The sequence below is a fragment of the Streptomyces sp. NPDC015144 genome (assembly GCF_043079735.1).
In the GTDB taxonomy this organism is placed as follows: domain Bacteria; phylum Actinomycetota; class Actinomycetes; order Streptomycetales; family Streptomycetaceae; genus Streptomyces.
Genome location: NZ_JBIBUU010000001.1, coordinates 731,106 through 745,757, shown reverse-complemented (window position 1 = coordinate 745,757; position 14,652 = coordinate 731,106). Strand labels below are relative to the sequence as shown.

Here is a 14,652-nt window from a genome sequence, read left to right as displayed (position 1 = left end):
GCGTACCCGGCCAGCCGAAGGAGACCGCCATGGCCCGTCCCCCGTTCACCGTCGCGGACGTGATGTCCACGAAGGTCGTCGCCGTCCGGCCCGGTGCGGACTTCAAGGAGATCGTCACTGCCATGAACAGATGGAAGGTGACCGCGCTCCCCGTGATCGAAGGGGAAGGCCGGGTCGTGGGTGTCGTATCCGAGGCCGATCTGGTTCTCAAGGAGGAACTCCACGATCGCCACCTCGGCTTCGTGGAGCAGCTGCGCAGACCCGGCGCCGCCGCGAAGGCGGGTTCCGGCCGGGCCGAGGACCTGATGACCTCGCCGGCCGTTACCGTCGACCCCGATTCCTCACTGTCCCGAGCCGCGCGGCTGATGGCTACACGGCACGTCAAACGGCTGCCGGTCGTCGGCCCGCACGGTCTGATCCAGGGCATTGTGAGCCGGTCCGACCTGCTGAAGGTCTTCCTCCGGCCGGACGAGGATCTCGCCGACGAGGTCCGCGGCGAAGTCGTCGACCGGCTCTTCCCCCTGTCCCACGACCGGGTCGTGGTGCGCGTCGAGGCGGGCGTCGTCATCCTGACCGGTGAGGTGAGCGACGGCGCACTCGTCCCCGTGGCGGAGCGGCTGGCGCGCACCGTCGAAGGCGTGGTGGACGTGCGGTGCGAACTCACCGCTGAGGGGACGCAGCGGTGACGCCTCTCCGCGAACTCGGGCGCCGGAGTTTCGTCGGATCGATGGTTCCCGACCGGCGTATTCGTCCCGCTGTGCGGCAGCGTCCGGTTCAGTCGTCGTCGGTCCCGCTCCGGGGCCGCCCGACGGGCACCGGAACTCGGGCGTCCGCGTTTCGCCTCGGCAGTGGCCCGGGCCAGTGCGGGCGCATCCGGGCTCCCGGGATCCACTCCGGGCAGAAGGCCCGTCACGGCGTGCCGTCCATGGCCACGAACGCCGCCGGAACGATCTCCACGGGGCAGCGCGCGTGATGGATGAGCGCGTGGGCGACGCGCCCGAGGGAGGGCCCCAGTCCCGTCGAAGGGTGGCCCCGGCCCATCACGAGGAGGTCGGTGTGGGCGCTCGCTTCGGTCAGGACGCCCGGGGTGCTCGTTCCGGCCTCCACATGATGGCCGACGACCAGGCCCGGGAACCTCTCGCGCACGCGGTCGGCAAGCTCCTTCATCTCCCTCACCCGCTGCTGCGCCATCTCGTCCAGGTCGTCGAGCATCGTCGCGACGGTGCCGACATGGGCGAGCACGTTCCACACGCTGATGATGCGCAGCGCCGCCCTGCGGGCATCCGCCTCCGCTGCGGCGAGCAGCAGCCACCCGAGGTCCGCGGAGTCACGTACGGCCGCGGTCACCGAGTCCGACTCCGGGCGCCCGGTCTCCCCGCGCACCACGACCACGGGCACCTCGGCAGAGGCAGCCACTCCCAGTCCGACGGAGCCCAGCAGCAGGGCGGAGAAGCCGCCGAGCCCCCTGCTTCCGACCACGACCGTTCCCCGGGAGCCGGCGGACGTGAGGAGTGCGGCGACCGGTTCCTGTTCATCGAGCTTCTGGGTGACGGCGAGGCCCGGGAAGCGTTCGCGTACGGCCTCCGCCGTCCCGGTCAGCACCTCATGGGCGGCTTCACGTGCCGTGTGCGCCGATCTCGCGTCGCGGGTGTGGACGCGCCGGCCGGTGTCGATGGCGTGCACGAGACACAGGGCGCGCGAGCGGCGGTCGGCCTCCTCGGCGGCCCAGAGCGCGGCGGTCCGCGCCGAGGGGGAACCGTCGATTCCCACGACGACCTCGGCGAGCCCGAGCGGGGCTGCGGTCTGCTTGTTCATGGTTCCTCCTTCGGTCCGCCCCGGAGCCTGCGCGCACCCCGTGGCCGGCGATGGGTATGCCGACACCGCCGCGGCCTCCACCGCCATGGGCCGTTCGGGTCCCATGGAGTGCGGCCCGACCGCCGGCCACGGGTTCAGCGCTCCCGCGTACCGGCCCCGTCGGCCGTGCCGGGCGCACCCGGCACCAGGATCCGGCGCCCCGTCACACGGTGCGGCAGGAGCAGAACGGGGGTGTCCCGCCCCTCCCCGGCCCACGACTGCGCCTGCGCCTGCGCGGCAACCCGGAGGGACTGGGACTCGGCCGAGTCCGAGACGATGCGCACCGGGCCGACGAGTAGCACACTCCAGCCCTGGCGGAACGCCTCGTCCACATGGTCCTCCTCGAAGGCGATCTCGGCACCGGCGGCTGCGGCCCGCCCGAGTGCGGACGTGGCCGTGGTCATGAAGAGCACCCGCCCGTCGATGACCCGGTAGTTGACGGGAATGACGTCAAGTGTGTCCGCCACCTCGATGGCGATCCGGCCCACGCCGTGGTCGCCGAGCAGCACCCAGCATTCCTTCTCGTCGATCCTCTCCAGCCTCGGCCGTGATCCTGCGTGCCCTTCCCCGGACGGGAGGTCGGCCGTCATCCCCATCAGGTCCTGGACCGTGGTCTCCAAGGCGTCCGCGAGCCGGACCAGGAACCCCGTTCCCGGACCGGGCAACCGCTCCTCCACGTAGGTGATGTAGCCGACGGTGGATCCGGCCCGGTCCGCCACGTCCTCCCGGGAGAGGTTGAGCTGCCGACGCCTGGTCGCGACACGGCGGCCGAAATCGCTCGGGTGCGGCACCTTGTCAACGGTGTTCATCGTCTTTCCTCCTGGACGGTCCGACGCCGAGGTCCGGCGGAGGAGTCATCGGCCGGGTAGTGCCGGACCCGGGCGTCCGGGCCGGGGAACACCAGGGTGACCCGGCCGGTGTCCGACCAGCGGACATCGTAGGGCGGGGTGCCGTCCGTGTGGTGCAGTCCGACGATCTCTCCGTCCCGCCCCGCGTCCCCGACGGTGGCACCGCCCACGACAAGCCGGTCGCCCGTTCGGGCCCAGAGACCCGCACGCGGTTTCACCGAGCCGTCCGGCACTTGGGTCCCAGCCATGACCGTCTCCCGTCGCCGTGCATCTCCGGGCTCCTTCTGGGGCGGCCCGCGTTCCCGAACCCATGTTGCTTCTGTCCGGAGTTCTCCTCATAGGGGCCACCGGCCCCGGAACAGGACCGTTCGGCACTGCCTGTCCGCGGCGCCGGTGCCCCATCGTGGAATCCGCCGGATTCCACGCTCCTGGAGGAGAACCGTCATGCGGCACCGCACGGTTTCCGAGTTCATGACGCACAACGTCGTCACCGCGACTCGTCACTGTTCGGGGACGCCTGCGAGACCCGCCGGACGGGGCAGGCCCGACGTCATCCGGGGACGAGGACGGCGGCACCGTCGACCCGGTCGGCGGCGAGGTCCTTGAGCGCCTGGTCGGCGGCGTCGAGCGGATAGGGGCTGGTCGTGACCCGTATACCGATCCGGGCCGCCGTCTCCAGGAACTCCCGGCCGTCCTGCCGGGTGTTGGAGGTGACGCTGCACAGGCTCCGTTCCTCGAAGAGGTGGCGGCGGTAGTTCAGCACGGGAACGTCGGTGAGGTGGATCCCGGCGACGGCGAGTGTGCCCGAGCGGTCCAGTGCCTCCAGCGCCACGGGGACCAGGTCGCCGACCGGTGCGAACAGGATCGCCGAGTCCAGTGGTTCCGGCGGGCGGTCGTAGGCGCCGCGCGCGGAGGCGGCACCCAGTTCGAGGGCGAGCTCGCGGGCTCGCGCCGAGCGCGTGAGCACGTGCACCGTCGCTCCTTCGGCCAGTGCGACCTGCGCCGCCAGATGGGCCGAGGCCCCGAAACCGTAGATCCCGAGCCGTCCGCCGGGGGGCAGGGCGCTGCGGCGCAGGGCCCGGTAGCCGATGATTCCGGCGCACAGCAGCGGCGCCAGCAGCGCGGCGTCCTGGTCGTCGGGGAGCCGGTAGGCGTAGTCGGCAGGTACGAGGGCGGCCTCGGCGAATCCGCCGTCCGCGTCCCAGCCGGTGTACCGGGAGTCCGGGCAGAGGTTCTCACGGCCCGCCCGGCAGTACCGGCAACGGCCGCAGGTCCCGCGGAGCCAGGCCCCGCCCGCGCGGTCACCGGCCCGGAAATCCGTGACCCCTTCACCGACGGCGGCGACCCGCCCGACGATCTCGTGCCCAGGGACGGTCGACGGCCGGTGCGGGGGAAGATCGCCCTCGGCGAGGTGCAGGTCGGTACGGCACACACCGCATGCCTCCACCATGAGCAGCATCTCGCCGGGGCCGGGGGAAGGGGCAGCCCGCCGTATCCGCATCAGTGGGCCGCCCTCGATCGGGCCGGGGTTCCCTACGGCCCACCCGGTCAGCGCTTCCTCGTCCGGCACGCGCACCATGCTCCCAGCGTCACACCGGGACACCGGCCCGGCAAACGCTCACCAGGGACCGGCCGACCGCAGCGGGAAAGCGCCGATGCCAAGGATTACCCGGGGCTGACGACTCTGTCGGCGTCCGCCCGGTGACGCGGGAAAGCGGGCACCCTCCCACGGCTTCGCGTCGTGCGAGCCAGGGTGAGTCCATATCGGGCTTCTGCCGGGAATTTGCTACGGCGCGAGGGAGAAGTAGTTCTCCTCCTCCTGGGTGAAGTGCAGACGCAGGACGGTGTTCAGGCCGTAGAGACAGGAGCGCAGGTCGTCGAGTTGCTCGGGGGCCAGGCCACCACCGCTCCGGGCGAGCTGCAGGTGGGTGGCGATACGGCGGGAGAGACGTTCGATCTCCGTGTGGGCACGGCTCATGGTCGCGGTCGCCTCGGGGCCTCCCAGAGCGGGAGCGAGAGCGGGATAGAGCTGGTTCTCCTCGGCTTGTTCATGGGGCAGGAGTCGTTCGGTGAGCAGGTGATGGGTCTGCTCGACAGCGGCGAGAGCCTCCGGGCCGGTGGTGTCGGAGAGCTGATCGGCGGCAGCACGTACGGCGTCGAGAACGTCCTGGAGGTCGTCGTGTTCCGCGGCGAAGCGGTGGATGAGCGCCTCGGCCTCGGGGGTGAGGGTCGGCCGCGCGGTCCGATCGACGCGCAGGGCACGAAGAGCGTTGACGATGACGGCGATGTCGATGCCTTCCTGCAGCAGCGCGCCGACGGCGGGCGGAAGCAGTCCGACGGCGGCTGCGGCCATCGCGGCGATGGACATCAGCATGCCCCCGAGAGCGCTCTGGACGGCGATGCGACGCGACCGCCGGGCGATGGCGACGGCATCGGCGAGGCGGTCGAGGCGGTCGGTGGTCAGGACGATGTCGGCGGCCTCGGAGGAGGCGGTGGCGCCCCGTGCCCCCATGGCGACTCCGATGTCGGCGGCGGCGAGGGCGGGGGCGTCGTTGACCCCGTCGCCCACCATCACCGTGACCGCGTGCTCCCGTTCCGCGTGCACGGCGGCGACCTTCTCGGCCGGGCCGAGTTCGGCGTGCACCTCGTCGAGGCCGAGTACCGCGGCGACTTCACGGGCGGGAGCGGCACGGTCGCCGGTCAGCATCAGCAGTCGATCGATCCCGGCCGTACGCAGGTGGCGCAGGGTGCGTGGGGCGTCGGGCCGCAGGGGGTCGCGCAGCAGGACGGCACCGGCGGGCCGCTCGTCGAGGACGAGCCAGGCGAGTGCCGCACCGTCGAGGAGCGCACGGTTCTCCACCGCCCTGGCCCAGGCGGGACGTACGTCCACGGCCCTGGGGCGGCCCACGCCGACCCTGCGCCCGTCCACGGTGCCGACGGCTCCCCGGCCGGGCTCCTCGACGACGTCCTCGGCGGTCGACAGCTCCAGTCCACGCTCCCGGGCCGCGTCGACGATGGCCCGGGCCAGTACGTGCGGTGAGTACTGGTCGACCGAGGCCGCCAGTCGCAGCACCTCTGCGGGCTTCAGCCCGGGGGCGGCGACGACATCGAGGACCCGAGGGCGTCCCCCGGTGAGGGTGCCGGTCTTGTCGAGCAGGAGGGTACGGGCGCGCCCGAGATTCTCCAGGGCGCCGCCGTCGCGGACGACCACGCCGAGGCGTGATGCCCGGGACAGCCCCGACACGACGGCGACCGGGGCGGCGAGCAGCAGAGGACAGGGGGTGGCGACGACCAGAACGGCGACCGCGCGTACCGCGGAGCCACTGAGCAGCCAGGCCAGTCCCGCCACCGCGAGGGAGAGGGGGAGGAACCAGGCCGCGTAGCGGTCGGCCAGCCGTACGACCGGCGCGGACTCGGCCCCGGCCTGCTCGGCCAGCCGCACGATGCCCGCGTAGGTGCTGTCCCGCTCGGTGGCGGTGGCCCGCAGTTCGAAGGCCCCGCCCGCGTTGACCACCCCACTGCGCACCCCTTCGCCGTGGCGACGCTGGACCTGGAGGGGTTCGCCGGTGAGTGCCGACTCGTCCAGGACCGCGACGGCGCTTTCCACCCACCCGTCGACGGGCACCACCTCACCCGGGCGTACCACGAGCAGGTCACCGACGACGGCTTCGCTCAGCGGCACGGTGTCCACTCCGGTGTCCGTACGGCGATGCGCCGAGCGCGGTGCGTGTTCGAGCAGGGCACGCAGGTCATGGGAGGCCCGCCGTTGGGCGGCCGTCTCCAGGGCTCGACCGGTGGCGAGCATCAACGCGATCAGGGCACCCGCCACGTACTCGCCCACGGCCAGGGTGCCGCCGAGCGCGAGTACGGCAATCACGTCCACCCCGGCTCGCCCGCGCCGCAGAGCCGCCACCACCCAGCCGACCGCGGGGCCGATGGCGGCTGCGGTGCCCAGCGCCCAGAACAGGTCCGCGAGCGCGGGTGCGTCGGCCAGCCAGGCGATTCCTCCCGCTGCCAAGGCCGTGGTCGTCACTGCCACGAGCATGGGTTCGAGCCGCAGGAACGCGGTCGGGGCAGTCGGGCGGCGTGGCCGTGCCCGGTTGTGGTTCATGGCGTACCTCGGTCCTCGGCGGGGCAACCGTCTGGGTGGTCTCCTGCCATCGCATCACGGAAGCAGGTCGAGCGGCCGGGGCCGCGACCCGTTTGGCGGACCGCACGGTGGCGGGATGTGCTTCTGGCCCCGCGCCCGCTCGGCGGCGACGCGGACGGGGCGCGGGCTCCTGCGGTGGTCATTCCCGTTCCCCGGAGTCGTCCGCCCCGGTATGGCGACGAATCAGGTAGCGGCGCAGTTCGTCTCCACGCCCGCGACACCCTCCACGACCGTGCGAGGCGGGCGACGACGGGAATCAGCACCGCGTCGGGTACACGGCCGGTGAGCGTGGCCACGCCCCGGGTGACATCCACCCGTACGTTCCCGTGGTCTCCCGGGAACAGCGTGCCGAGGACCTGCCGCCGCCCTACCCGTTCGTGCTCGCTCGAAGGCCCGGTGCGGACCGGTAGGGCCACGGAGCCGTCCCCTTGAGGAACCTTCCGGGCCCGGACGGGGGACGAACGGCCCCTACGCACCGGCCGACGAACCGCCCCATGCTGAAGACGGGGCGACGCCTCTTCGAGGAAGGTGGTAGGAGCCATGCAGTTCCCGATAGTCGCCGCGGTGGACGGGTCGGAGGGCAGCCTCCGGGCCCTGGACTGGGCCGCCTCGGAAGCGGCGCGCTCACAGCTCCCGCTGCGCGTCGTCCACGCGTCGTTGTGGGAGCGCTATGAGACCGCGTGGCCCACGTTCGACACCGGGCGCCCGGCCGAGCAGATTCTCGCCGAGCACCTCGTCGCGTCCGCACAGGAACGGGTGGAGCGTCTCCATGCCGAGGTGAGGACGACCGCCGACGTACGGCCCGAGGATCCGGTTCACGCGCTGGTGCACGAGAGCCACGAGGCCGCGCTGCTCGTGCTCGGCTCCCGTGGCCGCGGCCGGATCGCCGGAATGCTCCTGGGGTCCGTGAGCCTCGCCGTCGCCGGCCGTTCCCACTGCCCGGTGGTCGTGGTACCCGCCGCCGCACCGGAGATCCCGCCCGAGCCGGCCCGCGTCGTCGTCGGGATCGGCGACGCCGCGGGGCCGTCCGCGGCCGTCCGCTTCGCTCTCGCCCAGGCGGTCTCGCGCCACGGCGAGCTGATCGCCGTACGCGCCTGGCGCTCCCCCGCCCACGAAGCGGCGAAGCATCCGCTGCTCTCCGGCTCTCCTACCTCCGCACATCATCAGGAGGCCGCCGACCACCTGGAAGAAGTCCTGGCCGTACTGGAACGGTCCGGGCCCGGAGCCGACATCCACCGGTCCGTGGTCCAGGGCCCCGCCCATCAGGTACTGATCGAGGCGGCCGAGGGCGCGGATCTCCTGGTCGTCGGTGCGCGGCGGGCCGACGGGCACCCCGGCTCGCGCCTCGGTCCGGTCAATCACGCGGTACTGCACTATGCGTCCTGCCCGGTCGCCGTCGTACCCGACACCCCGGCCCCACAGTGAGGAACCGGGAGAACAGCGCGATCCTTGGAGACGAGGAGGGCCGTCATGGGCAACGGAACGGAGTTCTCCGCACAGAGTCCGATCCGCGTGTTCCTGCTGGACGACCACGAGGTCGTCCGGCGCGGTGTGCAGGATCTGCTCGACGCGGAGGCCGACATCGAGGTCGTCGGTGACGCGGGTACGGCCGACCACGCGCTGGCCCGGGGCCCGGCGCTCCGCCCCGATGTGGCGATCCTCGATGTGCGGCTGCCGGACGGCGACGGGATCACGGTCTGCCGTGAACTGCGTTCGCGCATGCCGGAGCTGGCCTGTCTGATGCTCACCTCGTTCGACGACGACGAGGCGCTGCTCGACGCCATCATGGCCGGCGCGGCCGGCTACGTGCTGAAGGAGATCAAGGGCACGGACCTCGTCGCCGCCGTCCGTACCCTGGCGTCCGGGCGGTCGACCCTCGATCCTTCGACCACGGCACGGCTGATGAACAGCCTGCGCGGGGAGGGCTCCGGCAGCGGTTCCGCGGAGGGCGACGCGCTGACGGCGCTCTCCCCCCGGGAGAAGGACGTCCTCGCTCTGATCGGCGAAGGACTCACCAACGGCCAGATCGGCAAGCGTCTCTACCTCTCCGAGAAGACGGTCAAGAACCACATCTCCCGGCTGCTGGCCAAGCTCGGTGTCGAACGCCGCATCCAGGCGGCCGTGATCGCCGCACACGCCGCGGACGACCACGCCGCAGGCACGTCCCCGCACACCACCGCACACCACACGGCCTGATCCCCTGTCCCCCGCACTTCCCGCCGCGCTCCGGGTGCTGTCAGGAGAGACGCAGCGGAACCCGCCAACTCAGCCTGGTCCCGCCCCGGTCCGCCTCCCCCACCGTCAACGCGCCGCCGAACTTCTCCGCGCGCCGCGCGAGGTTGTCGAGCCCGCTCCGGGAAGCGATGTGCCCGGGCATGCCGACGCCGTTGTCCGACACGACCAGCTCCACTTCGCCCTCACCCACCACCAGCGAGATGTCCAGCGCCGTCGCCCGTGCGTGGCGGGCGACATTACTCAGAGCCTCGCCGAGCACCGCGATCACCTGCTCGGCGATCGCGGCCGGAACATCCGTGTCGATCAGCCCCGCCAGCCGCAGCGACGGCTGGAACCCCAAGGTCCTGGCGGCCTGCTCGACCGTGGTGGCCACACGGACACGCAGCCCCTGGCCGCCCCGGCCCGAGCCGGTGACACGGAGGCCGAAGATGGTGGACCGGATGATCTTGATGGTCTCGTCCAGGTCGTCCACCGCCCGCAGCAGCCGCTCACTCGCCTCCGGCTGTTCCACCAGGCGCACCACGCTCTGCAAGGTCATCCCCGTGGCGAACAGCCGCTGAATGGCCAGGTCGTGCAGATCCCTGGCGATACGGTCGCGCTCCTCCAACAGAGCGATCTGTTCGGCGGACTCACGTCGCTCGGTGAGCTCCATCGCCAGCGCGGCCTGTCCGGCGAACGTCAGCAGCGGCGTGGTCTCCGCATCCGTGAAGACGGGACGATCCCGTGTCCGGGCCAGCAGCAGGACTCCTCGGGCCCGGCCCCCTGTGATCATCGGAACCGCGACAGCGGGGCCCAGTCCCGCCCATCGCCGTGGTCCCTCCGTGATCCTCGGGTCGTGTTCGACATCACGGCTGGTGATCGGCTCAGCCGCGTCGAGTGCCGCGCCGGAGAACGAGCCTTCCCGCGGCAGGACCAGCCCGCGGTGCGACTCCGCGTCCAGCCCGGAGGCCTCCACCACGCGCAGGCTCTTCTTGTCGGCGACCAGTGCCAGCACTCCGAGATCCGCGGCCAGGATGCGAGCGGAGTGACCGACGATCATCCGCTGGACACGGGTTTGACCCGCCCCACTCATCAGAGCGGCGACGACCTCGTTGTTGGCTTCCTGCCAGCGTTGGCGGTTACGCGTCTCCGCATGGACGCGGGCGTTCTCGATGGCCACGCCCGCCGCGACCGCCAGCGTGGACAGCACGGCTTCGTCCTCGGCGTCGAAGGCCCGGCCGCCCCGCTTCTGCGTCAGGTACAGATTGCCGAAGACCTCGTCGCGGACCCGGATGGGAACGCCGAGGAACGAGTGCATCGGGGGGTGGTTCGGCGGAAATCCGTATGCCGAAGGGTGCTCGGAGAGCTCCGCCAACCGCAACGGTTCGGGATGGCGGATCAGCTCACCGAGAATGCCGTGCCCCGTTGGCAGGTGGCCGATGGCTTCGTGCTGCTCCGCCGTGAGGCCCACCGGCAGGAACTGGGCCAGCCGCGTTCCCTCATCACCGACCACTCCGAGCGCCCCGTACTCCGCGTCGACCACGACAACCGCCGCTTCGACGATCCGGCGCAGCACGCGGGGCAGATCGAGTTCCCGGCCCACGGACATGACCGCGTCCAAGAGCTGGGCCATCTCCACCGGCTCCCGCATCACTGCGGCGAGCCGTTCCTGGAGCCCGCCGGGGAGCGAGCCCAGCCGGCGACGTCCCTCTCCGCAGTGGTCACGTGACTTGTCGTTGCCGCCCACGATGCCTCCGTTGCGGCCCCCGTGGGACGCGATGGGGCCACACCTTCACGGTAATGGCCCTGAGCCGGGAGGCATCCGGTGGCGGGGTACCGGCCGCCCCCCGTGCGGGGAGACGGCCGACGGGGCACTGTGCGGCGGCCGTGTACAGGGGCCGTTGGGCCTCTGAATCGGACCCGGGCGGCCCGTGGTGACGTGGCCCGTGAGCGTTCACCCTGGAGGGAGTGATCACGAAGGGAGCCGCTGAGATGACTTCGGCCACCACCATCGGCACCGCGCTGCCCGCCGAGCACCGCGAGCGGCTGTTGGGCCTCGCCCGGGAAACCTCCTTCGACGCCGGTACGCGTCTGTTCGAGGAGGGGCGGCACGCCGACCGGTTCTGGATCATCCGCACCGGAACCGTCGCCCTCGACCTGCGTGTGCCGGGGCGTCGGCACGCCGTCATCGAGTCGCTCGGCCACGGCGAACTGATCGGCTGGTCCTGGCACTACCCGCCGTTCACCTGGCACCTGGGTGCCGAGGCGATGAGCCCGGTCCGGGCCTGGGAGTTCGACGCCGAAGCGGTCCGGTCGCTCTGCGCCGAGGACGCGGAGTTCGGCCGGTCGATCGCGGTCTGGGTCGGCCGCGTCGTCGCCCAGCGGCTGCACGCCGCCCGGGTCCGGCTCCTCGACCTCTACGCCCCCTACGGCAGCGGCGGAGCATGAGCGCCCATGCGCTTACGGTGACGGCACTCGCGCCCGAGGAGTCCGAGGCCGCTCCGTGGTGCGGCCTCGTGGGAGCCGGGATCGTCTCCGGTGCGGGACGGGAATCGACCGGGGAGAACGGCATGAGCGTGGGGAAGCCGGTCTGCGGAGTTCGGCGTCAGTCGGTGGCGACGGCGACCACGATCACGATCACCGTGGCGAGGACGGCCAGAGCGCCGAGAAGGAACAGGCCGAGGCCCGCGCAGTTCGCGGCGAAGCCTCCTGCCGCGCGCCACCCCCGGGGGGTCAGGCCAACCGTGCGACGGGGGGAGGTTCTGGTGTCCGGGGGGCTCTCGGCGGACATGGCCTCGGCGTCGTGCGGGGGGCTTTCGTCGTATGCGGGGCCATCGGCTCCCGGCACAGGGGTGCTCGCATATTTCCCGGCCAGTTCCCGCCCCTGCCGCTGGTACGCCAGGACGATCCCGGCCCAGCGGTCCGGCATCCGGGACGCGCCCGCTCGGCCCACCGCTTCCGCCCGCTCCCGCAGCTCGTCCGGACGCGGCCGGTCCGCCGGGTCGGCCGCGAGGCAGGCCGACACCAGACCGAGCAACGGCTCCGGCACCTCCGCGGTGTCGACGGCACCGCGTGCGACGAGCCCCAGGAGCTGTATGGGATCGCCGACGTCGGGGTAGGGCGCCCGGCCGGTCGCCAGGGTGCACAGCGTCGCGCCGAGCCCGTACACGTCTCCCGCCGGAGTCGCCGGTTCGCCGCGCGCCTGCTCCGGGGCGATGTACGCGAGCGTGCCCAGCGTCAGCCGCGTCCGGGTCAGATCAGTGGCGTGCGAGATACCGAAGTCGATGACCTTGACCCCATCGGCCGACAGCAGGATGTTCTGCGGTTTGAGGTCGCGGTGGACCACACCGGCCGAATGCAGCGCCGTCAGGGCCGTCGCGCATTCGGCAGCCAGCCAGGCGGCGGTCACGGCGTCCACGGGCCCGCCTCGGGCGACGAGTTCGCCGAGGGAGGGTGCCGGTACGTACTCCGTCGCCAGCCAGGGCCTCCGCTCTCCGGGTGCCGCGTCCAACAGCCGGGCCGTGTGCCGTCCCGGGACCCGCCGGGCCAGGGCCGCCTCCCGCGCGAACCGCTGCCGGTCGGTGTCGCCGATCTCCTCCACCAGCAGCGTCTTGACCGCCGCCAGTTCGCCCGTGCCGGAGTGCACGGCGAGGTAGACGCGGCCCATACCGCCGACGGCGAGCCGGCCCACGAGCCGGTACGGGCCGAGGCCCGTCGGATCGGACCGGTGCAGCGGGCTCGGGGTCACGCCCGGGTCAGGCACAGCAGGCGCCCCCGTTCGGTGAATCGGTACTGCACGACGGCCTCTTCGGGGCAGCCCTGCTCGACCTGCGCGGAGCTGATCACCCGCAGCACCGCCCGCCCCCGGGGAGGCGCGTCGGAGCAGCCGACGGTGGTGGCGAAGACGGTGTCCTCGAGGAGGGGTGTGACCTGCAGGACGATGTCGTCCGTGGGCTCGGCCCCCAGTACGCACTCCCCGTCGGTGAACCGGCGCTCCAGGCACAGGCTGACCGTGCCCGCGCCGCTTTGCCGTGTCCACGCCATCGCCCCGTCACCGCCCATGCACCGCTCGACGAGTCCCCCTTTCTCCCGTGCGATGACCTTCCACGGCGCGTTCGTCGCGGTGCGGCAATCAGCGGTCCGGGGTGCCTCGTCCGTCCAGCCGTGTTCGAGGTCGAGGTCGGTGGTGACGCAGTCGCCGGTGACGACGGCGTCGAAGGCCCGGTCCGTGGCGTCCGGGTCGTCCGCGTGGCTGTACCGGTAGTAGCCGTACGTGGCGCCGACGGCGAGGAGCAGCAGGAGGGAGGCCATGAACACCTGAATGGAGCGGACCAGGATACGGGCGCCTCTGCCCGCGCCGGGCTGGTCGGCGGGTGCGGGGGTGGCGGCTTCCGCACGGGAGGGAACTTCGGCCTCGGCCGCGACTTCCGCACGGGGCGGCCCTTCGATCTCCGCGTACGCACGATCCTCCTGCACGGTCCCGGCAACGGGCGCCTCCCGGAGCATCCGAGTCGCCGCCGCCCTGTCCCGCGTGCTGTCGTGCAGCACCCGCGTCCGTGCCTCGTCCTCCGGCGGCTCGTCACGCGGGTCGGCAGCCAGGGCACGGCCCTGGCGTGCGTAGCCTTCGATCAGCCGCGCCCACGGGCTCGGCAGCCATCCGGATGCGTCCGCAGCCGTCGGCATCTCGGCCAGTTCGAAAGCGAACCGGTCGAGCAGTTCCTCCGCGCTCGGCCGGTCCTCCGGCGACAGCGAAAGGCAGGCGCGGACCACTGGCCCGAGTTCCTCCGGCAACCCGGCCAGGTCCGTGTCCGCCTCCGCCACGTACGTCAGCAGGAGCAGCATCTCGGTATCGGGCGGATACGGGGAGCGCCCGACGGCGAGGTGGAAGAGGGTGGCGCCGAGCGAGTACACGTCGGACGCTGCGGTGGAGGGTTCGCCGCGCGCCTGTTCCGGGGACGTGAACGCGATCGTGCCCAGGGTGAGCTGGGTACGTGTCAGGTCCGCCGCGTGCGAGATTCCGAAGTCGATGAGGCGCGGGCCGGAAAGCTCCAACAGAAGGTTCTGCGGTTTCACGTCCCGGTGCACGATGCCCTGCCGGTGCAGCTCCACCAGCGCTTCCAGTGCGCCGCGTGTCACCCAGCGGGCAGCCGTTCCGGTCAACGGGCCGGCACGGGAGACGAGTTCGGACAAGGACGGCGCAGGCACGTACTCCGTCGCCATCCACGGACGTTCCGCCTGCGGATCGGCGTCCAGCACCCGGGCGGTACGCACTCCCTCGGCGCGCCGGGCCACCTTGACCTCGCGTGCGAACCGCCGTCGGTCCGCATCACCGATGTGCCCCTCGGCAAGAAGCGTCTTGACCGCGGCCAGCGAACCGTCGCCCCGTGACCGGGCGAGAAAGATCCGCCCCATCCCACCCGACGCGAGCCGTCCGATCAGTGTGTACGTGCCGAGTTGTACCGGATCGCCCTCCTCCAGCGGCTGGATCCTCGCCCCATGGTCGGCCCCGAACATCTCTCCCCCAGCGGTCAACGCCAGTCTCCCCCGGCTCCCCGTTCGCCGCCATCCCCTGGTCGACGCCGCAGT

The 14,652-nt window shown here is 72.1% G+C and carries 12 protein-coding genes; 4 read left to right on the top strand and 8 right to left on the bottom strand.

Annotated elements, in window-relative coordinates:
* The first annotated feature begins 29 nt into the window (after positions 1 to 29).
* The gene (locus tag ACF08W_RS03250; RefSeq protein ID WP_385216546.1) at positions 30 to 686 is read left to right on the top strand and encodes a CBS domain-containing protein; all 657 of its coding nucleotides are present in this window, start codon (positions 30 to 32) and stop codon (positions 684 to 686) included.
* 223 nt (positions 687 to 909) lie between these two features.
* Here the strand turns inward: ACF08W_RS03250 and ACF08W_RS03245 are convergent, their stop codons facing one another.
* The 5 genes from ACF08W_RS03245 to ACF08W_RS03225 all read right to left on the bottom strand — a co-directional run bounded on the left by ACF08W_RS03245 (position 910) and on the right by ACF08W_RS03225 (position 6,813).
* Positions 910 to 1,815 (bottom strand): universal stress protein, encoded by a 906-nt coding sequence (locus ACF08W_RS03245; RefSeq protein ID WP_392278220.1) that lies wholly within the window; start codon positions 1,813 to 1,815, stop codon positions 910 to 912.
* Positions 1,816 to 1,949: 134 nt separating this feature from the next.
* Entirely contained in the window at positions 1,950 to 2,663 is a 714-nt protein-coding gene (locus ACF08W_RS03240) for a helix-turn-helix domain-containing protein (RefSeq protein WP_392278219.1), read from the bottom strand.
* A complete protein-coding gene (locus tag ACF08W_RS03235; protein ID WP_392278218.1) occupies positions 2,660 to 2,950 on the bottom strand; it encodes a DUF1918 domain-containing protein in 291 nt (96 codons plus the stop codon). Before ACF08W_RS03235 ends, ACF08W_RS03240 begins: the two co-directional genes overlap by 4 nt.
* 302 nt (positions 2,951 to 3,252) lie before the next feature.
* Entirely contained in the window at positions 3,253 to 4,281 is a 1,029-nt protein-coding gene (locus ACF08W_RS03230) for a zinc-binding alcohol dehydrogenase family protein (protein ID WP_385216532.1), read from the bottom strand.
* Between the two features lie 207 nt (positions 4,282 to 4,488).
* Positions 4,489 to 6,813, bottom strand: coding sequence for a heavy metal translocating P-type ATPase (locus ACF08W_RS03225; protein WP_392278217.1), 2,325 nt, complete (start codon positions 6,811 to 6,813; stop codon positions 4,489 to 4,491).
* A gap of 579 nt (positions 6,814 to 7,392) precedes the next feature.
* Between ACF08W_RS03225 and ACF08W_RS03220 the strand changes: the two genes are divergently transcribed.
* Positions 7,393 to 8,277, top strand: coding sequence for a universal stress protein (locus ACF08W_RS03220; protein WP_392278216.1), 885 nt, complete (start codon positions 7,393 to 7,395; stop codon positions 8,275 to 8,277).
* Between the two features lie 45 nt (positions 8,278 to 8,322).
* Positions 8,323 to 9,048, top strand: coding sequence for a response regulator (locus ACF08W_RS03215; protein WP_385216523.1), 726 nt, complete (start codon positions 8,323 to 8,325; stop codon positions 9,046 to 9,048).
* A 40-nt stretch (positions 9,049 to 9,088) separates the two neighbouring features.
* On the opposite strand, the gene ACF08W_RS03210 is transcribed toward ACF08W_RS03215, so the two are convergent.
* Complete coding sequence (locus ACF08W_RS03210) at positions 9,089 to 10,813, bottom strand: GAF domain-containing protein (protein WP_392278215.1); 1,725 nt, start codon at positions 10,811 to 10,813, stop codon at positions 9,089 to 9,091.
* Between the two features lie 245 nt (positions 10,814 to 11,058).
* On the opposite strand from ACF08W_RS03210, the gene ACF08W_RS03205 reads away from it, so the two are divergent.
* Positions 11,059 to 11,514, top strand: a complete 456-nt coding sequence (locus ACF08W_RS03205) for a cyclic nucleotide-binding domain-containing protein (RefSeq protein WP_352276735.1) — start codon at positions 11,059 to 11,061, stop codon at positions 11,512 to 11,514.
* A gap of 157 nt (positions 11,515 to 11,671) precedes the next feature.
* On the opposite strand, the gene ACF08W_RS03200 is transcribed toward ACF08W_RS03205, so the two are convergent.
* Positions 11,672 to 12,814, bottom strand: a complete 1,143-nt coding sequence (locus ACF08W_RS03200) for a serine/threonine-protein kinase (RefSeq protein ID WP_392278214.1) — start codon at positions 12,812 to 12,814, stop codon at positions 11,672 to 11,674.
* Entirely contained in the window at positions 12,811 to 14,598 is a 1,788-nt protein-coding gene (locus ACF08W_RS03195; RefSeq protein ID WP_392278213.1) for a serine/threonine protein kinase, read from the bottom strand. Before ACF08W_RS03195 ends, ACF08W_RS03200 begins: the two co-directional genes overlap by 4 nt.
* Between the last annotated feature and the right edge of the window lie 54 nt (positions 14,599 to 14,652).